This is a genomic window from Brevibacillus nitrificans (genome assembly GCF_003710965.1).
In the GTDB taxonomy this organism is placed as follows: Bacteria; Bacillota; Bacilli; order Brevibacillales; family Brevibacillaceae; genus Brevibacillus; species Brevibacillus centrosporus.
In genome coordinates this window covers 1216295-1240428 of record NZ_RHHU01000003.1, presented here as the reverse complement: position 1 = coordinate 1240428, position 24134 = coordinate 1216295, and the positions used below count along the sequence as shown (strand labels likewise).

General features: G+C 50.9%; 22 protein-coding genes. 21 read left to right on the top strand and 1 reads right to left on the bottom strand.

Annotated elements, in window-relative coordinates; genetic code table 11:
* Window positions 1–17: 17 nt before the first annotated feature.
* Window positions 18–833 (top strand): sporulation protein YpjB, encoded by an 816-nt coding sequence (locus tag EDM59_RS07675; RefSeq protein ID WP_122923048.1) that lies wholly within the window; start codon window positions 18–20, stop codon window positions 831–833.
* Window positions 834–907: 74 nt separating this feature from the next.
* Here EDM59_RS07675 and EDM59_RS07670 read toward each other — a convergent pair whose 3' ends face one another.
* A complete protein-coding gene (locus tag EDM59_RS07670) occupies window positions 908–1765 on the bottom strand; it encodes a YitT family protein (RefSeq protein WP_122923047.1) in 858 nt (285 codons plus the stop codon).
* A gap of 216 nt (window positions 1766–1981) precedes the next feature.
* Between EDM59_RS07670 and EDM59_RS07665 the strand changes: the two genes are divergently transcribed.
* The 20 genes from EDM59_RS07665 to EDM59_RS07565 all read left to right on the top strand — a co-directional run bounded on the left by EDM59_RS07665 (window position 1982) and on the right by EDM59_RS07565 (window position 24053).
* Entirely contained in the window at window positions 1982–2323 is a 342-nt protein-coding gene (locus EDM59_RS07665; protein WP_092272232.1) for a nucleotide pyrophosphohydrolase, read from the top strand.
* Entirely contained in the window at window positions 2323–3075 is a 753-nt protein-coding gene (gene dapB, locus EDM59_RS07660) for a 4-hydroxy-tetrahydrodipicolinate reductase (RefSeq protein WP_122923046.1), read from the top strand. The genes EDM59_RS07665 and dapB overlap by 1 nt, the downstream gene beginning before the upstream one ends.
* 49 nt (window positions 3076–3124) lie before the next feature.
* On the top strand, window positions 3125–3535 hold the full coding sequence (locus EDM59_RS07655; protein ID WP_092272237.1) for a methylglyoxal synthase: 411 nt from the start codon (window positions 3125–3127) through the stop codon (window positions 3533–3535).
* The gene (gene bshB1, locus EDM59_RS07650; RefSeq protein WP_122923045.1) at window positions 3532–4227 is read left to right on the top strand and encodes a bacillithiol biosynthesis deacetylase BshB1; all 696 of its coding nucleotides are present in this window, start codon (window positions 3532–3534) and stop codon (window positions 4225–4227) included. Before EDM59_RS07655 ends, bshB1 begins: the two co-directional genes overlap by 4 nt.
* 19 nt (window positions 4228–4246) lie before the next feature.
* On the top strand, window positions 4247–5365 hold the full coding sequence (bshA, locus tag EDM59_RS07645) for an N-acetyl-alpha-D-glucosaminyl L-malate synthase BshA (RefSeq protein WP_122923044.1): 1119 nt from the start codon (window positions 4247–4249) through the stop codon (window positions 5363–5365).
* 153 nt (window positions 5366–5518) lie between these two features.
* On the top strand, window positions 5519–6742 hold the full coding sequence (locus tag EDM59_RS07640; RefSeq protein WP_122923043.1) for a CCA tRNA nucleotidyltransferase: 1224 nt from the start codon (window positions 5519–5521) through the stop codon (window positions 6740–6742).
* The gene (locus tag EDM59_RS07635) at window positions 6732–7715 is read left to right on the top strand and encodes a biotin--[acetyl-CoA-carboxylase] ligase (RefSeq protein ID WP_122923042.1); all 984 of its coding nucleotides are present in this window, start codon (window positions 6732–6734) and stop codon (window positions 7713–7715) included. Before EDM59_RS07640 ends, EDM59_RS07635 begins: the two co-directional genes overlap by 11 nt.
* Window positions 7716–7976: 261 nt before the next feature.
* Complete coding sequence (panB, locus tag EDM59_RS07630) at window positions 7977–8840, top strand: 3-methyl-2-oxobutanoate hydroxymethyltransferase (protein ID WP_122923041.1); 864 nt, start codon at window positions 7977–7979, stop codon at window positions 8838–8840.
* Complete coding sequence (gene panC, locus EDM59_RS07625) at window positions 8837–9697, top strand: pantoate--beta-alanine ligase (protein WP_122923040.1); 861 nt, start codon at window positions 8837–8839, stop codon at window positions 9695–9697. The genes panB and panC overlap by 4 nt, the downstream gene beginning before the upstream one ends.
* 30 nt (window positions 9698–9727) lie before the next feature.
* Window positions 9728–10111 (top strand): aspartate 1-decarboxylase, encoded by a 384-nt coding sequence (panD, locus tag EDM59_RS07620; RefSeq protein ID WP_092272259.1) that lies wholly within the window; start codon window positions 9728–9730, stop codon window positions 10109–10111.
* 83 nt (window positions 10112–10194) lie between these two features.
* Window positions 10195–11679: a tetratricopeptide repeat protein gene (locus EDM59_RS07615; protein ID WP_122923039.1), complete on the top strand. Its 1485-nt coding sequence runs from the start codon at window positions 10195–10197 to the stop codon at window positions 11677–11679.
* A 94-nt stretch (window positions 11680–11773) separates the two neighbouring features.
* On the top strand, window positions 11774–14683 hold the full coding sequence (gene dinG / locus EDM59_RS07610) for an ATP-dependent DNA helicase DinG (RefSeq protein WP_122923038.1): 2910 nt from the start codon (window positions 11774–11776) through the stop codon (window positions 14681–14683).
* A gap of 40 nt (window positions 14684–14723) precedes the next feature.
* Window positions 14724–15620 (top strand): ComEC/Rec2 family competence protein, encoded by an 897-nt coding sequence (locus EDM59_RS07605; protein WP_122923037.1) that lies wholly within the window; start codon window positions 14724–14726, stop codon window positions 15618–15620.
* Between the two features lie 16 nt (window positions 15621–15636).
* Complete coding sequence (locus tag EDM59_RS07600) at window positions 15637–16260, top strand: redox-sensing transcriptional repressor Rex (RefSeq protein WP_092272270.1); 624 nt, start codon at window positions 15637–15639, stop codon at window positions 16258–16260.
* 16 nt (window positions 16261–16276) lie between these two features.
* A complete protein-coding gene (locus tag EDM59_RS07595; RefSeq protein WP_122923036.1) occupies window positions 16277–17581 on the top strand; it encodes an amidohydrolase in 1305 nt (434 codons plus the stop codon).
* 376 nt (window positions 17582–17957) lie between these two features.
* On the top strand, window positions 17958–18653 hold the full coding sequence (locus EDM59_RS07590; RefSeq protein WP_122923035.1) for a hypothetical protein: 696 nt from the start codon (window positions 17958–17960) through the stop codon (window positions 18651–18653).
* Between the two features lie 29 nt (window positions 18654–18682).
* Window positions 18683–19165, top strand: a complete 483-nt coding sequence (locus EDM59_RS07585; RefSeq protein WP_122923034.1) for a cell wall elongation regulator TseB-like domain-containing protein — start codon at window positions 18683–18685, stop codon at window positions 19163–19165.
* Window positions 19166–19348: 183 nt separating this feature from the next.
* Entirely contained in the window at window positions 19349–19876 is a 528-nt protein-coding gene (locus EDM59_RS07580) for a hypothetical protein (protein ID WP_122923033.1), read from the top strand.
* Window positions 19869–21386 (top strand): AAA family ATPase, encoded by a 1518-nt coding sequence (locus EDM59_RS07575; protein ID WP_122923032.1) that lies wholly within the window; start codon window positions 19869–19871, stop codon window positions 21384–21386. The genes EDM59_RS07580 and EDM59_RS07575 overlap by 8 nt, the downstream gene beginning before the upstream one ends.
* Before the next feature lie 216 nt (window positions 21387–21602).
* Window positions 21603–24053, top strand: a complete 2451-nt coding sequence (locus EDM59_RS07565) for a WIAG-tail domain (RefSeq protein WP_246010935.1) — start codon at window positions 21603–21605, stop codon at window positions 24051–24053.
* Window positions 24054–24134 lie beyond the last annotated feature (81 nt).

Here is a 24134-nt window from a genome sequence, read left to right as displayed (position 1 = left end):
AAAGGAGGTTTTTTGCGTTGAAGAAAAACATCCGCTACTTGCTCTTTTTCTTGAGTGTTGGCTTGTTTTTATCCTGGCCGATTCACAATCTATACTCACAGCTGGATCAGCCAGTAGAAGAGAAGCAGCTGGCTGCCCTCGATCAGATCGCACATGAGTTCTTGTCAAATGTGAAAAAAGGGGACATGGAGAACGCGCAGAAACAACTCGTTCAATTGGCGGATCAGTTCCCCAATCAGCATTTGCCGATCCCCATCCGGATTGAAAGTCTCAATGCGGTGACCCAGTCGATCCTCGCAGCGAAACAAAGCTTTGCCTCTGCAAACGTGAGTGAACAACAGCTACTGTGGCATGCGACGCAAGTGCGAGTCGCCATAGATGCTTTGACCCACGTGCACCAGCCGATGTGGAGAAGCTACTATCCTTCCTTTGCGACACAGGTGCAAAATTTGCAGCAATCTGCGGTCGAGCGCAATTACGCGCAGTTTCGGGAGCAGTTTGACGAGAATTATCAGTTGTACCTCGTGATCAAGCCGGCAATGAGCATACAGCTTCCCGAGAGCCAGATGTATTCGATCACGACTGCCTATGAGGTGATCTCCAAAGAAATGCGCAATGCCCAGATGGATTGGCAGTTGGTCCGGGAAGCACTGCGTGATTTGAATGGATCGATGCAGCTGGCATTTGTCGGGGAAGAGAAAAGTACCTTTGCCAGACTGATGATGAGGCCAGATTCGCCTATGGTCATGCTGGTGTCGGTCGGGATTGCTTTGCTGGTCGCTTTGTCCTATGTTGCTTGGAAAAAATATGACGGCGAAATCCGTTCTGCCTAGAGGGCGGGGGATAGCCAAAAGCAAAAAGACGCGGGTAGTTGCTCCCGCGTCTCTTTCGTCTGTAAGTAGAAGGGTTAGTTTTGAATCGGCTGCTTGTTTTCATCCAAGGTAAAGCCTTCACCCAGTACTTCGTGAACATCGTTGACGATGACGAAAGCGTGCGGGTCGACTTCCTGAACGATATTTTTAAACCGCATCACTTCGTTGCGGCTGACGACAACGTAGATGACTTGCTTGGACTCACCGGAGAATGCACCTTTCCCGGAAAGTAAGGTTACGCCGCGGCCCAGATCGAGGATTTGCTTGCAGATTTCGTCGGTTTTCTCCGAAATGATGGTGAGAGCTTTTCCTGCATAGGCCCCGTCCTGGAAGAAGTCAATGACCCGTGCGGCGATGAAGACGACCACCAGTGTGTACATCGCGCTCTCCAAGTTCAAATAGAAGAGAGAAGCGCCAATGACGAGAATATCACCGAGAAACAGGGTGCGGCCCATGCTGACCCCCATGTATTTTTGCAGCAGGCGGGCGATGATGTCTACGCCACCAGTCGTGCCTCCGTAACGGAAGATGATCCCCAGCCCTACACCGACAGCGACCCCGGCGTACAAGGATGCCAGCAAGCGATCGTTCATCGGGAGCGGAAGTACGCCGTCAAAGACCGATAGAAAGACAGAGAGGGAAACGGTACCGAGAATGGTATAGAAAAAAGAAGTCCGGCCGAGAATCTTCCACCCCAGAATAAACAGTGGGATGTTTAAGACTAAAAAGACAACCCCTTGATCCACGACTGGGAACAGCAGCTTGATGAGAATGCTGATGCCCGTTATTCCGCCTTCTGCAAGGTGATTGGGAATGTTAAACGAGTTGATGCCAAATCCCATGATGGCAGAACCAATGATGATGGCAATGATGCTTTTAAAACGTACATTCATAAAGTCCTCCTGTTCGCCAATCGGTCATGTTTGCGATCCCAATTGACCTGTAATGCAGGTAAATCGCCTGTTACCTGAATCCATACGATTGCCATTATAATGGAACGTTTATTTGATTGTCCATATGCTGGAAAGCGGAAGTATTGAGATTTGGCAAACGGAGCCTTTTCGGTTACGATAAGTGAAAGAGAGAAGCATGACTAAAGGAGTGAGAAGATGGAACGGAAGAAGACCATGCAAGAGATGCAACAGGAAGTGGATCAATACATATCGCAATTTAAAGAAGGCTACTTTTCCCCTCTCTCGATGATGGCGAGAATGACAGAAGAAGTAGGCGAGCTGGCAAGAGAAATCAACCATTTCTATGGCGAGAAGCCAAAGAAGAGTGACGAAGGCGAGAAAACGGTGGAAGAAGAGCTTGGGGACGTGCTCTTTATCGTGATCTGCTTCGCCAATTCGCTTGGTATCGATATGCAAGAAGCGTTTGATCGTATTATGCACAAATTTAATACACGCGATAAAGATCGCTGGACAAGAATAGAGGAGAATCAATCATAATGGAGAAGCAGATTCGGGTTGCAGTGGCGGGTGCCAAAGGTCGCATGGGTCAGGAAGTAGTAAAAATGCTGGGAGAAGATGCTCAGCTGATTTTCACGGGAAATCTGGATACGAGAGGCGACGAGGAATCCATTCGCTTGCAAATGGAAGAAATGAAACCGGACGTGCTGGTGGATTTTACGACGCCGCATAGCGTATATCGCCATATGGAAATTTGTCTGCAGTACGGTGTTCGCCCTGTTGTAGGGACGACTGGATTGACACCTGAACAGTTGCAGGAAATGACTGATCGCTATCGGGATGCAGGATTGGGAGCAATCATCGCACCGAACTTTGCGATTGGTGCGATTCTGTGTATGAAATTCGCGGCATTGGCGTCCAAATACATGCCGCATGTGGAAATCATCGAATTGCATCACGATCGCAAGCTGGACGCACCGAGTGGCACAGCTTTGAAGACGGCTGAGATGATTGCAGCGGTACGGGAAGAGCTGAAGCAAGGACATCCGGAAGAAAAAGAAATCATCGCCGGGGCACGTGGAGCAGAATACGAAGGCTACCGCATCCACAGTGTAAGACTTCCAGGCATGGTTGCCCATCAAGAGGTTCTCTTTGGTGCCGTGGGTCAAACCTTGTCCATTCGTCATGACTCGATCAGCCGTGAATCGTTCATGCCCGGCGTCAATATGGCTATCAAGGCAGTGGTGAATATGAACAGCCTGATCTATGGCTTGGAGCATTTGATAGATTAAACGATCGTTTAAAAGTCGATCTCAAGTGAACAGTAAGGGAGAGGTTTGCGTGAAAATTGCTTTAATCGCACACGATCGGAAAAAAGAGGAAATCGTTCACTTGGCAATGGCCTATGAGTCCATCCTGGCGAAGCATACGCTGGTTGCCACGGGAACAACGGGACTGCGCATCATGGAAGCGACTTCGCTTACCGTCAGCCGCGTTTTGTCAGGGCCGCTGGGTGGGGATCAGCAGATTGGAGCCATGATTGCACGCAATGAAATGGATCTCATCATCTTTTTGCGTGATCCGCTGACCTCCCAGCCGCATGAGCCGGATATCACGGCACTTTTGAGGCTCTGTGATGTGCACAAGATTCCTTTCGCGACAAACCTCGGTACAGCTGAAATCGTACTGAAGGCGCTGCAGCGGGGCGAGCTGGATTGGCGTGAGGTAGTACATAAGGAGAATGAGGAATGAGTTCACTCGATATTTTGGCCATTGGCGCTCATCCCGACGATGTCGAAATTGGGGCATCCGGGAGCTTGCTGTTGGCTGCCAAACAAGGAAAGCGTGTCGGCATTCTGGATTTGACATACGCTGAACTTTCCTCGAATGGAAATGTGGAGCGCCGTCAGCAAGAAGCCGCTGCTGCAGATAAACTGCTTGGCGTAGTGGAGCGTTTTAACTTTGGCTTGCCTGATCGCGGATTGGAAGCGGTCAAGGAGGAAGCGATTCGCAAAGTGGTGGAGCTGATTCGCACGACTCGTCCACAAATCGTACTGGCGCCCTATCATCAGGATCGTCATCCTGACCATGAGAGCGTCAGCCGAATTGTGCGAGAGGCGGTCTTTTCTGCTGGAATTCGCAAGTATCTGGCGGATCAAACGCCACCTGCTTATCGTCCCACCCAGTTGCTGTATTACTTTATCAATTCTACGGTGACTCCCCAGGTAGTCGTCGATGTGACCTCCGTTTATTCAGAGAAAATGGAGGTGCTCCGATGCTACCGCAGCCAGTTCGAGCTGGAGGAAGGCAGTGTGACAACGCCGCTCACGAACGGGTATTTGGAGATGGTCGAGTACCGCGAGCGCCTTTTCGGACAGCAAGCGGGCGTGACCTATGCGGAAGGCTTTATGAGCGCTACACCCTATGTATTGGCTAACCTGTAAGAAGGAGTGACACCCTGGTATGAACATCGGGATCACCTGTTATCCGTCTCTTGGCGGATCTGGCGTCGTTGCCACTGAACTTGGGAAGCTACTGGCAGAGCGGGGCCACCAGGTGCATTTTATCACCTCGGGGATGCCATTTCGCTTGGGCAGCTTTCACCCGAACATCTTTTATCATGAAGTCGAAGTCAACAACTACAACGTTTTTAAATATCCGCCCTATGATCTGACACTGGCAAATCGTATGGCACAGGTCGCCAAAAATGAGAAGCTGGACTTGCTGCATGTTCATTATGCCGTTCCCCATGCCTTGTGCGCCTTTTTGGCGAAGCAGATGGTCGGCGATCATTTGAAAATCATGACGACCTTGCACGGTACCGACATTACGGTCTTGGGCTACGATTCCAACCTGCGCGACATGATCCGGTTTGGTATTGAGCGCAGCGATATGGTGACAGCGGTATCCAAAGATCTGATTCACCAGACACATGAGCTGTTGCACGTGGATAAAGAAATCATTCCTGTTTATAACTTCGTCGATAAACGCAGGTATTACCCCAAGGATGTTCGTGAGCTGAAGAAAAAGTTTGCTCCGAACGGAGAAAAGATCTTGATGCACATCTCCAACTTCCGTGCCGTAAAGCGGGTACCAGATATTGTTGAGGTGTTTGCCAAAGTACGTGAACAAATGCCGTCTCGTCTCTTGCTGATCGGGGAAGGCCCGGAAATGGGACTCGTTCGCCAGATGATTGCCGAGAAAGGTTTGACAGATGATGTCTGTTTCCTAGGTAAACAGGAGGATGTGGCAGAAGTGCTCTCCCTCGCGGATGTCATGCTGCTTCCTTCTTCAAAGGAAAGCTTTGGACTGGTCGCGCTGGAAGCGATGGCTTGCGGAGTCCCCGTGGTTGCAACTGTCGCAGGTGGACTGCCAGAAGTCGTACTCGATGGCGAAACGGGCTATTTGTACGAGATCGGCGATGTAGCAGGGATGGCGAGTGGAACCGTACAGCTTTTGCAAAACCAGGAGCTATACGAGACTTTCTCCCGTAACAGCATCCACCGCTCGTGTGAAACGTTTTGCCATGATACGATTACATCCCAATATGAAGCGCTTTACGCTCAGCTGCTGAAAGGGTAGAGCCAGCAGGACGTGCACGGATATTTATGATCGCGGCAGGTTGCTTTTGGTCAGCTGATGCAGCTTGGAGATGAATATAAATAACCCGTACAAAAATTTCATCAGAAATACCCCCTTTGGTAGGCGGACGGGACGGAAATGGAGGGAGATTACATGGGAAAAGCACTAGCGATACGGATACTGCAAACCTTGGAAGAAAATGGCTTTGAAGCCTATTTTGTGGGTGGCTGCGTCCGCGATTGGCTGCTCGGAAGACCCGTGCATGATATAGATATATGTACGAATGCCCATCCTGGCGACGTCATCCGTCTGTTTCCCGACCATGTTCCTACAGGGCTGAAGCACGGGACCGTTTCTGTGAAAATAGACGGGCACTTTTTTGAAGTGACGACCTACCGGACTGAAGGCAAGTACGAAGATTATCGCAGGCCCAGTGATGTGCAATTTGTGGACGATCTGAGACTAGACCTTGAGCGGCGCGATTTTACCATGAATGCCATGGCGATGGATCTGCGCGATCACCTGCAGGATCCTTTTGCGGGACGTGACGATCTGGCAAGGAAGCTGGTGCGGGCCGTTGGTGATCCGGAAGAGCGCTTTCGGGAAGATGCCTTACGCTTGCTGCGCGCGGTTCGGTTCTCCGCTCAGCTGGGCTTTGCGATAGAAGCGCATACACAAAATGCGATGAAGCAGACAGCTCCGTTATTGGCGCATATTGCGGTCGAACGAGTCAGGGAAGAGCTGAACAAAATGCTGGCGAGCGCTGCACCGGAAAAGGGCTGTCAGTTACTGTGCGAGACGAAGCTGCTGGACTATTCGCCATTGCTTTCCCAATTGTTCGTCCAATCAACGAATCATGCCTGGAGGCTCGTGCATCTGACAACGCTCTCGCAGAAATGGGCCATGCTGATGTATGCGGCGGGCTCATCCGTCTCGTCTGCCCGTGAAGTGTGCACGCAGCTGCGGATGTCGAAAAAGGAAACGGAAGCATGCGTGACTCTGGTTGAGCTACTCCTGCGAATACAGCCGCGTTGGGATGAGCCAAAAGCGATCGAGTGGGGGCCATTGCTGTTGGAGGCAGGCTGGGAGGTTTGCACCGACTTGGCTGCACTGCTGCAAGGCTGCTGGTGGAACAGACAGGACGAAGAGCTTGCTCTCACGCTGCGCAAAGCGCATGAAGCGATGCCGATCAAAACCATAAAAGAGCTTGCGGTGTCAGGCTTGGATTTGCAAACCGCACTGCAGAAGAAGCCGGGTGAATGGATTTGGCGTACACTTGCGACCCTCTTGTCTCAAGTGGCCCTGCATGGTTTGCCCAATACACCGGAAGACTTGCTCGAGGCGGCAAAGAAAGAGGTTGCACGAAATGAATATTAAACAGGTCATTTTAAAAGCCTTTCATGATCACCCTGGAGAGTTCATCTCTGGAGAAGAATTAAGCCAGACGTGCGGCTGCTCGCGTACAGCGGTTTGGAAGCATATCGAGGAGCTGCGAAAGGACGGCTATGAATTTGAAGCCGTTCGCAAATCCGGCTATCGCTTGCTGACGGCACCGGACCGTTTATCTGCAGCTGAGATCACGGCCGGGCTGGACACAAAACGTATCGGACAGCAGGTTATCGCACACGATGAAGTGGTGTCGACACAGCCGCTTGCACAAGAAGCAGCCGCTCGCGGAGCAAAAGAGGGCACTCTCGTTTTGGCCGAGCTGCAGACTGGCGGAAAAGGCCGCTTGGGGCGTCCATGGCATTCGCCAAAAGGAACGGGCATCTGGATGAGCTTGATCATCCGACCTGCCATACCGCTGCCAAAGACGCCGCAAATGACCCTTTTGACTGCGGTAAGTGTCGCTCGAACCATTCGGGAAGAAACGGGACTTCCCGTCAAAATCAAGTGGCCGAACGACATATTTATTGGGGATAAAAAGGTTTGTGGAATCTTGACCGAATTAAACGCAGAATCGGATCGAGTGAACTATCTCGTGATCGGTATTGGCATCAATGCAAACAGCGTGGAGGAGGACTTTCCACAGGATCTGGCGAAGATCGCGACTTCCCTGCGGATCGAGTCGGGACAATCCTTAAAGCGTGCGTCGTTCATCCAGCAATTTTGCCGCTTTTTTGAAGAGGAGTACGATTACTACTTGGAGAACGGGTTCGGGCGTGTAAAACAAGAGTGGGAAGCTCATTCCTACACGATAGGCCGCTGGGTAAATGTGCAAACGATTTCCCAAAGGCTCGAGGGACGAGCCATCGCTCTTGACGATGAAGGCGTTCTAATGGTGGAAGATCAGGCCGGTGTCGTACATAAAGTGTATTCCGCTGACGTCAATTATCGTGCAAATCCGTAAATCTTCTGTTATACTCCATAAAGTGGAGGCTGTATCACGTGGTGAACGGTACTCCCGGAGTAATTTATGGTCTTATTGCGAAAGCTTAAGTGAATGAAGAATGGACAAGAATCTGCTCAGAGCCTGTGTGGACCGAGACAGAAGGAATCCGTAAAAGACGTTAAATGTCTCTTTGGCATGGACAACCTTCTCCCGATTTCGGCGAGAAGGTTTTTTGATTCCATTTGCCCCACAGGTTAGGTGCGTACAGAGGTGAAAAGGATGGCAAATGGTACTAAGCAAATCACTACTTCGGACATCCGAAAGAAGAAAGAAGCGGGCATTCCCATCACCATGATGACAGCATACGACTTCCCTTCTGCCAAGCTGGTCGAGGAAGCGGGAGTGGACATGATATTAGTAGGGGACTCGCTTGGGATGGTCGTACTCGGCTATGACTCGACAATTCCTGTGACGATGGAGGATATGGTCCATCATACGAAAGCGGTTACCCGTGCAGCAAAAAGAGCGTTTGTTGTAGCAGACCTGCCTTTCCTCAGCTATCACGGAACGGTAGAGGAAGGTGTAAAAAATGCGGGACGCCTCATGCAGGAAGGCTTTGCAAAAGCAGTAAAAATGGAAGGCGGACGAGAGCTGGCTCCATTGGTTACACGCTGTGTACAAGCAGGAATCCCCGTGGTAGGTCACATTGGCTTGACGCCCCAGTCGGTTCATCAGCTAGGGGGCTATAAAGTACAGGGACGTGATCTGGAGCAAGCACAGAAGCTGTTGGAAGATGCACTTGCTCTGCAGGCAGCCGGCATTTTTGCGATCGTTCTGGAGTGTGTTCCTGAGGAAGTGACGGGAATGATTGCGAAAAAATTGGACATTCCTGTAATCGGAATCGGTGCGGGTGTGACCTGCGATGGTCAAGTTCTCGTCTTCCACGATGTAGTCGGCTATGCGTCCTCGATCACACCGAAGTTTGTCAAACGCTATGCGGATATTGGAGAGACGATTCGCGAAGCCGTAGCGGGATACGTTCAAGATGTGGAAAAACGGAGCTTCCCTGCGCCCGAGCACGTCTTCCGCGCGTCGGAGGAAACCATCAAACAGCTGTACGGCGAAGGAGTGGCCACCAAATGATTCAAACCATGCAGCAGATCTCAACCATTGCAGAAATGCGCGTTCATATAAAGGAAGCAAGACGTCTGGGCAAAACAATCGGAATTGTACCGACGATGGGCTTCCTGCACCAAGGTCATCTGAGTCTTGTAAAAGCAGCGAGAGAAAAATGCGATCTCGTGGTCATGAGTATTTTTGTCAATCCGCTGCAATTTGGTCCGAACGAAGATTTTGAGCGGTACCCTCGAGACATCGAACACGACCGGCAAATGGCCCAATCTGCAGGCGTAGACCTGCTGTTTACGCCAGAGGTCAGCGAGATGTACCCGAAACCGATTTTGACCAATATTTCCGTATCCAATGTTACGGAGCAGCTGTGCGGTAAATCGCGCCCTGGTCATTTTGACGGGGTAGCGACTGTCGTGACCAAGCTGTTTCAGATTGTACAGCCTGACTACGCGTTCTTTGGTCAAAAGGATGCGCAGCAGGTCGCAGTCGTCACGCAGATGACGTATGACTTGTCCATGCCTGTACAGATCGTTCCTTGCCCAATCGTACGTGAGGAAGACGGGCTGGCGATGAGCTCGCGAAATGTGTATTTGACTCCAGAGCAGCGCAAGGAAGCATTGGTTTTGTCCCAAAGCTTGAAGCAGGCAAAGTCTTGGCTTGGGGAAGGGGTCGCCCTGTCCGAGATTCGTGGGCGGATTATCGACATGATCGCTGCGATGCCTCTTGCGTCCATTGACTATGTAGAATTGCTGCGCTATCCGGATTTAACTCCTATTGAACAGAGAACACCGGGAGAGTCGATCATCATCGCGCTCGCGGTCCGTTTTGGCCATACAAGACTGATCGACAATCTCATTACAAACATCTAAGATCCACGAGTGATAAGGGAGGAATTACCTGTGTTCCGCACGATGATGAAGGCAAAAATCCACCGCGCCACCGTAACCGAAGCCAATCTCAATTACGTAGGCAGCATTACGATTGATAAAAATTTGTTGGATGCGCTGGATATTTTACCAAATGAAAAGGTGCAAATTGTCAATAACAACAATGGGGCCCGCCTGGAAACCTACGTGATCGAGGGAGCGCCGGGCAGCGGTGTCATTTGCCTGAATGGAGCGGCTGCCAGGCTCGTACAGGAAGGCGATATCGTCATCATTATTGCGTATGCGATGATGACCGACGAAGAGGCTCGCACCTATAAGCCGCGCGTTGCCATCATGGATGAGAAAAATCAGATCAAGGAACTACTCGGAGAAGAGATCCACGCGACGATCCTGTAACCGGCTATCAGATCGCCCTGCATAGAGCCACCCACCTTGTGAGACAATGAGAGTACTCACGCCTCATAGGGGGTGGCTTTTGCGTGAAAATAGAAGAGTGGTTCCAAGTTTTGCGTTCCAAAGCGGAAACGATTGAGGAGCAGTGGTCGGATGCCTCGGAGCAGGAGAGACTGCAGCTGGCCGACCAATTGTTCTATTTGCGCCAGGTAAGTGATACTGTCGTAGATTTGTGGCTACAGTTTGAAGAGCGATTATCCAATGCGATCAGGCGTGTGAAGGAAATGGAAGGGCAAATCAGCCCCGCAGAAAAAAGTGTACCGGGCGCTGAAAGCCTGTCCGCAGTGAAAGCAACGATGACTATGACAAACGAGCAGGGAACAGCCATGGAAAAAACGGAGAAAACCAGCTATACACCTGCCTCTCCACCCAAGGAAGCTAGCGCGTATGAGCCGATGTTTCGCCGGGGAGAAGGCTTCTATCATCTGCGTATGTATCAGGATGCGAAAAAGTGCTTTGCCGAGCTGATGGAGGAATCCCCCGATTGGGAGAGCGGACGCTTGTACTATGCGTATAGCTTGTTGTTCTGTGAGGAACAGGAGGGGGCTTTTCGCGAATTCCGTTTGCTTAGCAGATCAGCCAGCTCGCCTACAGTCGTGGCTATCAGCTACAATGCCATAGGCTGCATTCTTGCGGAGGAGCAGCAATGGCTGGAAGCCGCTCAAGCCTTCAAGCTGTCTCTGGAAGCGAAGCCGGATCAGGAGGAAGCACGCTATAATTTGGCGCTCTGCTACTATCTGGACGGGGATGCGCAAGAGGCTTTGGATGAAATTGAACGCTATATGCAAAAGGATGAGCACGATTGGGAAGCCCAAATGCTATGGCTGCGAGCAGCCCAGCAGTTGCAGGCAATGGATGAGGAAGCCGAGCTGACTCCCCCGCCTTCTTTGCAGCTTCCGACGAGGGAGCTGGATAATGACACGCTGCAGGAAATGGCGTCCTTATACGAATCGGTGGGCAACTATCACAGGGCGCAGATCTGCTATCATTTCTTGTCGGAGCGTCTGCCAAAAGCGGGCTGGGCTTGGCACGGTCTGGCCTGGAACACATGGCTGATCGCAGGTACCAAACGGGCATTGACCTTGTTGAAGAAAGCCATTTCGCTGTCACCTGAAAACGACGATTTTACCTTTAGCTTTGGGTGGATGCTCTTGTTTGACGGACAGGTGGACCAGGCGATGGCAGCGTTTCGCCACATCCTGGAAAGGGACCGAGACAATCGCCTGGGACAATCTGGGATGATATCCGCCTACGAAAAGCTGGGTGAGCTTGCTTCGGCAAGGCGGCTGGCAAAAGAATTTACAGACGATCAGGATCCTTACGTTCGTGCACTTGGCTATTTCCATCTGGGACGTTTGGCTGTCGTCGAGGAAAACTGGCGTTTGGCGGAACAATATTTTCAGCGAACACTTACACATGCGGAGCATTTCCGCGAAGTGCCGATATACATGCAGCTGTGTGCAACGAAGTTAGGAGAAACAGTGCGCAATAAAGAACTGTTTCCATCCTAACGGAGCAAGAAAGCAGGAAATCCGCCTGTCGTTGCCGAAGTGTGTGGGGGGAGCGGATGACTAGGGTCCGCCCAGGTTACGAGGTGACAAACGTTTGAATCGATTACTGGTAGTAGACTTTGAAACGACGGGAAGCCATCCACGCCAAGGAGACAGCATCATCCAGATCGGAGCCGTTGCGATTGACGATGGAATCGTGACTGACAGCTTTTCCACCTTGGTGAATCCGGGACAGGCGATCCCTCCTTTTATTACCCAATTGACAGGTATCACGGAGGAGATGGTAGCAGACGCTCCTTCGCTAGAGGAAGTTTTTCCGCGTTTGCTGCGGTTGCTGGATGGACGGGCTTTTGTTGCCCACAATGCAAGCTTTGACCTCCAATTTTTACAAGAAGCCCTGCTGAGCCAGGGCTATTATGCGTTTGACGGCTATGTGCTCGATACTGTTGAGATGTCGCGCTTGTTGATGCCCACTCAAAATAGCTACAGGCTGGGTGAGCTGGCCTCCGATTTGGAAATCGAGCATGAGAATCCGCATCAGGCGGACAGCGATGCGATGGCGACTGCTCAACTGTTTTTACATCTGATGAATATCGTAAATGAAATGCCGCTGGTGACAATTCAGCGACTGCAAATGCTCGTTTCATCCTTTCGATCGGATATTGACGCGCTTTTGCGCTATGTGGAAATGGAAAAAATGGCGGAGATTCCATTGCTAGATGCCGAGGCCGAGCCCGTTTTAAACGAGCCGTCTGAAATGTGGGATATTTACCGTCAGCTGGCATTGCGCAAACGTCGAGAAAAGCTGACCGCTTCGCTTCGCACACCTGCGTACGACACAGCGCCAATAGCGCCTTTTGACGAGCTGCTGGGTCAAGTGCTAGGCGACGCGGGAAGCATGAGCGTACACGTCGCGGGGTATCAGCGCCGAGATGCTCAGGAGGCGATGATGCACGCGGTGTTTGAAGCGATGCAGGACGGCTCGCATCTGCTGATCGAAGCAGGTACCGGCACAGGAAAATCTTTGGGGTATCTGTTTCCAGGTATCATCTGGGCAAAGCAAAATGGACAGCAGCTTGTGGTCAGCACGAATACGATCCAGCTTCAGGAACAACTGTTCAACAAAGAAATCATGAGCTTGCAGCAGACGCTCCCCTTTGAATTCAGTGCGGCCACCTTGAAAGGCAGAGGAAACTACCTGTGTCTGCGCAAATTTGAGCAGGCACTCGAGGAGCCGGTCGAAGGCAGCAGTCAGGAAATGCGTCTGGTCAAAGGTCAGATGTTGGCATGGCTGACGCAGACTGAGACGGGGGATGTGGAAGAGCTGAGCATGCCCCCGACCGGACAGTTGTTTTGGCAGCAAGTAAAAAGTGATACAGGCTCTTGTCTGAACAGAGCTTGTCCTTGGTTTAGCCGTTGTTATTACTTCCAAGCAAAGGATCGAGCAAAGGACGCTGACGTTTTGATCGTCAATCATGCTTTGCTGATCAGTGATCTGCAAGCGGAAAATCGGATACTGCCGCCCTATGAAGTGGCGATTATCGACGAGGCGCACCATCTGGAAGACGCCGCGACCCAGCATATGGGAAAACAGTTCACCACGACCCAGCTCTTGTTTCTCTTGGACCGGGCGTCCGTGGAGCCAGGTGCGGCACTGACTCGCTTTGCAGAGGAATGGGAGAGCTGGGTAGGTGCCCCGCAAGACTTTGTCGCAGAGCATATGGCGGAGCTGAAAGCCCTGTACGCTCCTTTGCGTGATAAAGCTACCCACTGGACGCAGCTGTTGTATGCTTGGGCCTCGGACCGTGCGGAGGAAACGACGGAAGCAGGGAGAGAAACGGTCCGCTATCGGGTGGAATCCTTTACCGGTAAACATGAGCGGATCCGAAAAACGACGCACAAGCTCATCGAAAGCATGTCCGCCTTTGCACAGGTGTTTGATCGTTTTGTTCGAGGGCTGCCAGCTGACGATAAGCCGCCGTTTGCTTTGCGCAGTTTGCGGACAGATCTGTTCGGGCTATTGAATGACTGGCAAAAGGTCACCGAACTGCTCCATTTCTTTTTACTGGCGCAAGATCCGCAGTACGTGTACTGGATGGAGGTAGAGGCACGGACAGCGCGCAAGCAGGTGCATCTTTCGGCAGCGCTCTTGAAGGTCTCTGATTCTCTTGCCGAGCCGCTTTTTGCTCAGAAACAGAGCATGATTCTCACTTCGGCGACCTTGACTGTGAAAAACAGCTTTTCTTACGTAATCAATCGATTTGGGCTGGATCAATTACCGGAAGAGAGAGTCAGAACGCTCTCCATTCCTTCGCCTTTTGATTATGAACACCAAGGCTTGCTGCTCATCCCGTCCGATTTTCCTGCGCCTGGCAAGGAAAACGATCTGACTTATGTAGATGCGGTGGTGCAAGGCTGTGTGGACGTCGTGCTGGCATCCAAGGGGCGCACGCTGATCCTGTTTACTTCTCATTCGATGCTGCGTTTAGTCTATAACGCGATGAAGGAACGTCTGGCAGATGCCCCTGACTCCTATACCCTTCTCGGACATGGGATCGACAGTAACAATCGAAGCAAGCTGGTCGGATTGTTCCAAACGATAGAGAAAAGCGTACTGCTTGGAACCAGCAGCTTCTGGGAGGGGGTAGATATCCCTGGCGATGCACTGAGCAGTCTGGTTATTGTCAAGCTGCCGTTTACCCCACCGAATCATCCGGTTTATCAAGGACGTTCCGAGCTGCTGAAGACAGAAGGAAAGAATGCGTTTATGTCGATGGCATTGCCCCAGGCTGTGATTTTGTTCAAGCAAGGGGTAGGGAGATTGATCCGGCATCATCTGGATCGTGGTGTCGTCGTGCTCTTTGATACGCGGATCGTCGAGGCGAGATATGGGCGGTCTTTTCTGCAATCCCTGCCTCCTTATACCGTAGAGAGCGGGCCATGGCCAGAGCTGCGCGAGAGAATCGAACCATTCCTCGGTATGTCCACCTTGTTAGACTCATAAAATGAAGCAATAGTCTCCCAAGGATTTAGGTGATAAAATAGTGGGATGGAAAACAAAATGGCGCTGGTTGCTTCTGGGGTTTTGTGCGGCTTTTCTCCTCGCGTACTCGTTTGAGAGTCCGTCACAGAGTGCGGTAAAGGTGGAGGATCCGTATGCCAGTGAGAACGAACAAGACTTTTTAGGTCTTGTGATTACCTATTTTGCCCTTCCACATGGAGAGAGCACGCTTGTCCGATTGCCAGGTGGCAAGACGATGCTGATCGATTCTGGAAGTGCAGAAGATTGGCCAGTTTTGTTTGAACGATTGTCCGAGCGCAAATTAACGCGACTGGATTACCTGGTCCTGACCAATGACCAGCCGGAGCATGTGGGTGGCTACGAGCAGCTCACTGGAAAAATTCTGGTTGAAAACGTGATTGTACCGAAGCTGATTGAGCAAAGCATCGTCAAAGCGCTCCCTGTGCGCTCTACCCTCAAACGGATTACGGTCACAGCTCCTGGCGAGTTCAAGCTGAGCAGTGAGGTATCTATGCAGGTGCTGCTGCCACAGGAGCCGTTGTTTCTGTCTCCACAAAACAATTCGCTCGTCTTCCAGCTGAAGCATGGGAATCTGCGATTTTTGTTTACCAGCGGGATTAATGAGCAAGCGGAGGAGCGTTTGCTGCAGTGGCATCCAGACCTTTTGAAAGCAGAAGTGCTGAAGGTCGGGGACCAAGGCAGCAATCAAGGCTCTTCCCAGCCGTTTTTGACGAAGGTCGATCCACAGGTGGCGATCATCCAGACAGGGAAGAACAAGGACAGCATGAGAGACGGCCACTCCGAAGTGCTAGAGCGTCTGGGGGAGTCGTGGGCTGAGACGTATATCACCAGTCACGATGGAATAATCACGATTTTATCGAATGGGGTAGATTACCGGGTATTGAAGGCTAAGAAATGAAGAGGGGAGACCAAACGTGGCCAAACAAGAAAAGATTTCGGAAGCGGTTGTCCGCCGCCTGCCGATCTATCTGCGCTATTTGAGTTACTTGCAGCAAGTGGGCGTGGCAACCGTTTCCTCTCAACAGATGGGCAAGAATCTGGACGTCAATCCGGCGCAAATCCGAAAAGATCTCGCCACGTTCGGGGACTTTGGCAAAAAGGGAATTGGCTACGATGTAAATTACCTGGTAGAAAAAATACGTCAAATCCTCAAGCTGACAGATGAAATCCGGGTAGCCTTGGTTGGTGCCGGGCACTTGGGCCATGCGATCAGCAACTACAACGCTTATTTGAAGGATAACATGCGTATTGCGGCCATCTTTGATTGCGATCCGGAAAAGCTGGGGAAAAAAGTGGCTGGGTTGTCCATTCAGCCCTTGGAGGAGCTGGCACAGACCATCGCAGATCAACAGATCAAGCTGGCGATTATTACTGTGCCTGCACCGGCTGCGCAATCCGTATGTGATCAGTTGACTGAAGCGGGGATCAAAGGGATTTTGAACTTTGCGCCCACCACGATTCGCGCCCCGAAAGATGTGCGAATTCACTATGCTGATGTGACATCCAATATGCAGAGCTTAGCTTATTATCTAACGTAAAGAACGGAGTGTATCCATGAAAAAGACGATCCTCATTCACGCAACGGTTCTAACAGTTAACGAGACGAACGAAGTCATCCACGATGGTGCTGTCGCATTTGAAGGCGATACCATTACGTATGTGGGTCCTACACCAGAGGACCTGTCTGACGCAGGCTATGATGAAGTCATCGATCAAAAGGGCGATTATGTCCTTCCTGGCTTGATCAATACGCATGGGCATGCAGGAATGTCTCTGCTGCGCGGGTACGCGGATGATTTGCCGCTACAGCAATGGCTGGAGGACAAGATGTGGCCGCTGGAAGCACAATTTACGGCGAATCACGTGAAATGGGGCACCCATCTTTCTCTGATCGAGATGATTCGTACCGGTACGACTACCTTCGTAGATATGTACGACCACATGGATGAAGTAGCAAAAGCCGTTGATACGGCTGGTATGCGCGCTCGTCTGTGCCGGGGAATGATCGGCCTGTGCTCGGAGGAGGAGCGTCAAGCAAAGCTGCAAGAATCGGTGAAGTTTGCAAAGGAATGGCACAACCAGGCAGATGGACGCATCACAGTCATGATGGCACCACATGCTCCGTATACATGCGATCCACAGTTCATTACACAAATCATTGAAAAAGCAGACGAGCTGTCCCTCCCGCTTCACATCCATATGTCCGAAACGGCTTGGGAAGTTGGACAGAACGAAAAGGACTACGGGCTTCGTCCGGTAGCTCATCTGGAAAAGCTCGGCATGTTTGCCCGTCCGACACTGGTTGCGCATGCAGTCCATCTGACGGATGAAGAGATTGACATTTTGGCAAAATACCAAGTGAAAGTTTCCCACAATGTCGTGAGCAATCTGAAGTTGGCGAGCGGAGTCGCTCCTGTACCAAAAATGCTGGCAAAAGGCGTAAGCGTCTCGCTGGGTACAGACAGCTCTGCGAGCAACAACAACCTGAACCTGTTTGAAGAACTGAAGCTTGCTGCGATTTTGCATAAAGGTGTGAACAACGATCCTGTAGCGGTACCGGCAGAGGAAGCCCTTCGGATGGCGACTCGCTATGGAGCCGATGGTGTATTCCAGGCAGATACGCTGGGCAGCATCGAAGTGGGCAAAAAAGCAGACCTCATCGTACTGGACAGCCATCAAGCTCATTTCCATCCGGCTCATGAACCGATTTCCCATGTGGTGTACGCGGCGAATGGACGCGATGTAAAGGATACGATTGTAGCAGGGAAGTATTTGATGCGTAATCATCAATTGCTGACTTTGGATGAAGAACGGGCTATTTACGAAGCCAACCGTGTGTTTCAAGCATTGAAACGGTAAAAAGGCTCCTGTCAGGTGAGGACAGGAGTAAAGAGGGTTAGGTGTAGGTAGGGGAATTTGGTTTCAACAACTTGCCGTGCTCATTTTCGCCATAGCTCGCTCAAGAGATGATGACGGAAATGCAGGGTGGGTGTATGAGACGAGTTACGCAGTGGTGAAGACAATGCTGCCCAGGAGACGCGGTATTCCTGCAATAAAAACCCTAGTACGTCAGGAGATGTAGTCTGCCCAGAACTCTTCACGCGCTCACCTCCTCGGGGTGTACATGTAGTATGACCGTCATGTTCCATGCTATGATTAGCAACTTTTCCGTCCGGTTCTAAAACCTTCCCGTATAGCATAGGCTTAGACAAAAACGGGACAGGGGGATGTGGACATGTATGTACGGCCCAGGCTGCTTTGGTGGCTCGTACCCATCTTTCTCAGTCTGTTTTTCGTGGGTATCGCTCTCGGCAAGCTCGGCAGCGAGAGCGACATGAAAGGCGGTCGAGTCATGGAGCAGGGAGCAGGGGCAGGCTATGATCCAGTAACACTGTCTATGCTTTTGGAGCAATTGACCAAGGACGAAGAGCGATCCTTCATTGTCTATATGAAGGATCAAGCCTTGAGTGGACGATACCAGCAGGAACGATTCGAGTTGAGCGGAGAAATAGGCGGTCATCAATTGGAGATTGCACGTAACGGTGAGCCACAGGTAAACGTACAAATAGATGGGCAGAAGCAGGATAGTGCCTTGCTTCCCTACGCATTGTACACACCGCACGAGCATGCGGCAGTGATCAAGAGCGTCATGCAATCAGTAGCACCTCAACCTATGCAAGATCCTAGCGGGCATGGCTGGAAGGGATATCGACTGTCCGTGCCGCCAAGGGAAGTGACTTCTCTTCTTTCCCTCTGGCTTGGGCCATCGTTTCCAGTCTCCGAAATGACGCCGGAGCTAACCAAAGGAATAGGCGTCACCTATCAGCTGTGGTACGAGCCTGCCACGGGTACTATCCAGCAAATGGATATCGAGATGCAAATCAAGACCGCTGCAGGGGAAAAACGGGATCAGCTGCGCTTCCGCCTGTAGGGTCATGGGGAAAAAGGAGTTATTGGACTGTGGCAGTGAGAATGTTCGTGGTCGTGATCGCCGCTCTCGTAATTGTCGGGACGGGCTTCACGTACCATTTAGCCTCTTCCGTCGTAGGGGCACGAAGTAACTTTGATGAGCAAGTCATGAAATGGGTAGAGGAGCGCACAACGATCACACAGGTTGATTCGATTGATGAGTACAGAGGAAAGCAGAGCTATGCTGTCGTACTCGGGAAAAACAAAGTGGGAACACCAGTCGTAGCGTGGCTGACGGATAAAACGGCTGCGTTTGATCGGATGGATCGTGCTGTTCCGCGGAAAAACGTGGAAACAGCCGTGCTGAAAAGCTTCCCTGATGCGACCATCACGCATATTGTGCCTGGACTGGAAAACGAGAAGCGTTTTTGGGAAGTAACCGTGAAAGATAAGGATGGGCGTTTTCGCTATGTGCATTACGATTTGTTCAGTGGTGCCCTGCTTGCCTCTTACGTGTTGTCCCCTACGTTTTAAATCAGGACAAGTACGTGTTAAGCGCAAAAGACCTTTTCGATGGGAAAAGGTCTTTTTGTTGTTCCGAGAACGCTGCAATGGCATCATAACCAGTAACTGTATAATAAAATGATATACTCATATGATATACTGGTTTCGTTGAAGAGAGAGAACAGAACGTATTGGCAAGGGGGAGAAGCTACAGTGCAAATGAAAAAGGGTACAATTGGACTGTCCTTGGTAGCGACACTTGCTCTCCTGTTCGGCGGATGGTTCTTGTATCAAAAGATCGAGATAGAGGAACCGATCCGTACCGAAATCGGACAGCTGCAATCGGCTTCATTAACGCATTTGGACGTGGGTAAAGATCAAATTCAGATAGATTTGAAGGTAACAAAGCCTGAATCGTTTCCCGAAGAATACCGCAAGCTGGTGGACGTGACATCGAAGCTGTCCGCCAACAAGAAAGTGGTCATTTCCGTCGATAACCAGTCACCGGATTTGCGAGAGATTTGGACGAATGGTCAGTTTGTATTTACAGAGGCGATCGATCTGCATCAATACAGCCGGATTCCACAGCTCGTGGAACAATGGAAAAAAGACCATCAGTTAGATGATGCGTCTGCCTTGATGGATGACAACAACATTTATGTTTATCTAAAAAAGGGAACGGAGGATTTCTATACGATCGTTCCCCGAACCCTGGAAGATGAGGTGACGGCTCGTGGGTAAAGAAGCCTTGATCGGTATCATCCCCGGAGTCTTGATCTTTCTGTTGTTTCTAGGCGTAAATATTACTCCTTTTGTACTGTTCGCATTGGTACTCGGGGGTCTTTTTTTCCTCTTGATTCGTCAGCAAGGCGGTCAGGGAGGCAACTTTGCGCTCGGAGGAAAGAAAAAGCAAAGCAAACATGTCATTCCCAAAACGGATATACAGTTCGCTGATATCGGAGGACAGGAGCGAGCGAAGAAGGAACTGAAAGAAGCCCTGGATTTTCTCGTGTACAAAGACAAGATCGAGCAGTACGGCATCCGTCCCATTAAAGGTGTCCTGCTGACAGGTCCTCCAGGAACAGGGAAGACGCTGATGGCCAAAGCGGCGGCGAACTACACCAACTCGGCATTTGTGGCAGCCTCCGGATCCCAGTTTGTAGAGATGTACGTGGGTGTTGGTGCGCAGCGTGTTCGCGATATGTTTAAAGAAGTAAAAGCCATGGCGGAGAAAAATGGTCAGGACAGTGCGATCATTTTCATCGATGAGATTGATGTCATCGGGGGAAAACGCGATGGTCAGCAGCAAAAAGAGTACGATCAGACGTTGAACCAACTGCTCACGGAAATGGATGGCGTCGCGACTAGCGACAAGCCGCGTGTACTCGTCATGGCGGCAACCAACCGCAAAGACATGCTGGATTCTGCCTTGCTGCGTCCAGGCCGCTTTGACCGCCACATCAACGTCGATTTGCCAGATAAGCCGGCTCGCGAACAAATTTTGACGATTCATACGGCCAACAAGCCGCTGGGCTCCGATGTAGCGCTGGAAAAGGTAGCGCAGGAGACATTTGGTTTCTCCGGCGCTCAGCTGGAGAGTGTTGCGAATGAAGCGGCGATCTATGCGATGCGAGACAGCAGCTCGAAAATTGAAGCGCGTCACTTTGCCTATGCAGTTGACAAGGTTATGCTCGGTGAAAAGGTTGACCGTGAAGCCTCGGCAGAAGAGAAAAGACGCGTGGCGCTCCATGAGCTCGGACATGCGATCGTCAGCGAATTGGTGCGTCCGGGCTCCGTTTCACAGGTAACCCTAAGCCCACGTGGACAAGCATTGGGCTATGTCCGTCAAAATCCGCTGGAGGATCGTTACCTGTATACGAAAGAGGCCATGGAAAAACAGATCATGGTCAGCCTAGGCGGTGCGGTAGCGGAAGAAATTTATTATGGTGGACGCAGTACGGGCTCGAAGAACGACTTTGAGCAAGCGCTAGGTATGGCGCAGGAGATAGTTCAGAGTGGGATGTCGCGTCTGGGGATCATCCATCCGCAGTTTATCGATAAGACACGGATTCACGATGAAGTCGAGTACCTGCTGGACAACCTTCTGAAGCAGACGCACGATATGCTTGGAAAATGCGATGCCGTCTTTAAAAACGGGTTGCAGACGTTGCTGGACGCAGAGGTCCTACAAGGCGATGAGTTCCGTAAGCTGCTCGAACAAAACCAAACAAAAGAAGAAGTACTCGTGTAAAACACACGGAAGCTACGTCTTTTATAAAGCCTGCTTGTCAAAGGTTGATCCTTTTGGCTGGCAGGTTTTTTTGTGCCTGTGACACAGATGAAGTACCGTGCAAATGAACTCTATCAGCCACATTAAGGATAATTTTTCCTACCGTGTACCAAACGCCTATTTCCATGAATACCCTACATAAGATACGGGAAAGACATCAGGAGGCAAGGAGACTCTATGGCAAATGTAAATCGGCGAAAGCTAAATAAAAATCTGGGGAAAACGATGCGGCAAAATTCCCTGGAAAACGAAATTCCGCTCTTGCAAACCAATAAAGATACGGATTGGCTCCAGGAGCTCGAGACAGAATTGCTGGAGGTAGATCTTACCTCAGGCTTCCCCAATCAGACGAACATCGAGCCAAGCACGCCAAAGACACCGCCTTTTCAAAAGATACCGAAACAAGGTATTTCTTCTAATCAAACAACCTTTACCCGTGTGATCAAGGACCGCAATGATGACCGGGTGAGATCGTTTGTCTATACAGATGACCTGACTGATCAATCCGTCACGAATGAAAAAATCGCCAACCGCGCCATCGATGCTAGCAAAATTAAGCCTGGAACCTTGGAAACGGCGCTGCTCAAGGATTATGCCGTAGACAGCAGCAAGCTTGCCGACCAAAGTGTGACCTCGAATAAAATCGCACCCCACGCGGTCCAAAGTGAACACATAGCAAAAGGAATCATCAACAGTGACATGATTTGTGATCGCTCAATCTCCGGTCAAAAGCTTCTGAACAACAGCATCACTTCTGATAAGCTGGCGGATAAAGTCATTGACTCGATGAAATTTGCAGAGGGAGCGATTCAAAGCAAGCATATCCAGGAGCAGTCGATCACGACTGAGCTGGTTCAGGATCAGGCGATTACCGGAGACAAAATCAAGACAGGCGGCGTTCAGACCAGGCATTTGGCCAATTACGTCATTAATTCCGTGAAGCTCGAGGATGGCGCGGTTACGACCGACAAGCTCCGCGATGCGGCGGTCACGGCCAACAAGATCGATGAGGATGCCGTCGAGTCCCAGCACATACGCGAAGGGGCCATTTTGCATCATCATCTGGCAGAACATGCAATCGATAGCGACAACCTGGCACCCGGATCTGTGACGGATGTCCATATTGGCTTTCAATCGATTTTCAGTCAGCATCTCCATCCAGAGGCGGTCACCAGTGACAAAATCGGCACGTTTGCTGTATTGACTGAGCATCTGGATCATTCGAGTGTGACCTCGGAGAAAGTCGCGAAGGAATCGATTGGCAGTGTTCATCTAAAAGCGGGCAGCATTCAGACCACTCACTTGCAAGACAATGTCGTAACCACGAAAAAAATAGCCGACGACCAAGTGACGACCTCCAAGGTGGCAGATCGCGCCATCACCGGCGATAAGCTGGCAACTCGCAGCATATGGGGTCATCATTTGCTGGAAGACAGTGTGGATGCCAAGCATCTGGCTGACGGAGCGGTCATCCCTGAAAAAATCGCCAAAAAGTCCATTGAAGAACAGCATTTGACCGATCGCCTCATTGGCAGCAACCATCTTCGGGAGTATGCGGTTCAAACCCATCATCTCGCGGACCACGTCATCACGACCTCCAAGCTTGCCCCGGAATCCGTTTCTACCGATAAAATTACGGAATTAAGTGTAAACACGGGCAAACTGGCAGATTCAGCGGTGACAGCGCAAAAGATGGCGAGCGAGGCCGTGAAAACACGCCACCTGAGCAAAGCGTCCGTGACTGGGGAGAAGCTTGCAGAAAAGGTCATTACCAGCGCACACCTGGCTAGTTTGTCCGTTCAAAACGAACATCTCGTCCCGAAATCCATAACGAAGGAAAAGCTGCAGGAAGGCAGTGTCACGCGAGAGAAGCTGGTTGATCGCGTGGTGGACGGCAACAAGCTGGAATACAAATCGGTAACAGGAGAGCACGTCGTTTTAGAAAGCTTGACCGGCAAACATCTGGCTGAAGGAAGCGTCACGGGTGAAAAGCTGGCTCAAAAAGTCGTTGAGACAAAGCATCTGAATGACCGAGTTGTCACAGAGGAGAAGCTTGCGGATGGCAGTGTGACGGGAGCGAAGCTGGCGCCTGGATCGATTCAGGAGAAGCATCTGGAGGATCGATCGGTTACGGCGGATAAGCTCGCTTTCCAGCCTGTGCACACCAACAGGCGTCTTGGTACCACGCTGCAGCAGTTTGGGTTTGCCCCTTTTCGGATGGAGGCCAATCAGGCAAGCGTGGACGTCAAAGTGTCGCTGATGGAGCACTACGCGAATACGAACTACTGTATCGTCGGAATGACAAATCAGGCGGGTCTGGCAGCAGCACTTAAAAAGCAAAACAGGTCGACAGCGATCATCACCGTATTCCGACAGTCCGCAATTGAAGAGACGAGCGGTGTTCTGCAATGGATTGCGATCGGCGAAAAAGGAAGCAGAGTGGACGAAGAAGAGGACTTGCTCGAATCGACGGATGAAGCAGACGAGTTGCAAGCGCTGGCGGATGAGGAACCGATGGCGGATGAGGAACCGATGGCGGATGAGCAACCGCTGGCAGCATTGGAAGAGGATCTTGAGAGTTTGGAAGACTTTGCAGAATTATCACAGGATCAAGAAGAAGAATCATAAAAATAGGAACCTTTCTGCAAATGGCAGGAAGGTTTTTTTATCCTGGTTTCAATCAGTGAGTTTGTTTTCATAATATGATTA

Excerpts from the sequence above, each read along its gene's own strand:
- EDM59_RS07665 (WP_092272232.1), top strand. The coding sequence starts at position 1,982 with ATGGAACGGAAGAAGACCATGCAAGAGATGCAACAGGAAGTGGATCAA.
- EDM59_RS07565 (WP_246010935.1), top strand. The coding sequence starts at position 21,603 with ATGGCAAATGTAAATCGGCGAAAGCTAAATAAAAATCTGGGGAAAACG.
- bshA (WP_122923044.1), top strand. The coding sequence starts at position 4,247 with ATGAACATCGGGATCACCTGTTATCCGTCTCTTGGCGGATCTGGCGTC.
- panC (WP_122923040.1), top strand. The coding sequence starts at position 8,837 with ATGATTCAAACCATGCAGCAGATCTCAACCATTGCAGAAATGCGCGTT.
- EDM59_RS07640 (WP_122923043.1), top strand. The coding sequence starts at position 5,519 with ATGGGAAAAGCACTAGCGATACGGATACTGCAAACCTTGGAAGAAAAT.
- EDM59_RS07635 (WP_122923042.1), top strand. The coding sequence starts at position 6,732 with ATGAATATTAAACAGGTCATTTTAAAAGCCTTTCATGATCACCCTGGA.
- bshB1 (WP_122923045.1), top strand. The coding sequence starts at position 3,532 with ATGAGTTCACTCGATATTTTGGCCATTGGCGCTCATCCCGACGATGTC.
- dapB (WP_122923046.1), top strand. The coding sequence starts at position 2,323 with ATGGAGAAGCAGATTCGGGTTGCAGTGGCGGGTGCCAAAGGTCGCATG.
- EDM59_RS07590 (WP_122923035.1), top strand. The coding sequence starts at position 17,958 with ATGTATGTACGGCCCAGGCTGCTTTGGTGGCTCGTACCCATCTTTCTC.
- EDM59_RS07670 (WP_122923047.1), bottom strand. The coding sequence starts at position 1,765 with ATGAATGTACGTTTTAAAAGCATCATTGCCATCATCATTGGTTCTGCC.
- EDM59_RS07595 (WP_122923036.1), top strand. The coding sequence starts at position 16,277 with ATGAAAAAGACGATCCTCATTCACGCAACGGTTCTAACAGTTAACGAG.
- panB (WP_122923041.1), top strand. The coding sequence starts at position 7,977 with ATGGCAAATGGTACTAAGCAAATCACTACTTCGGACATCCGAAAGAAG.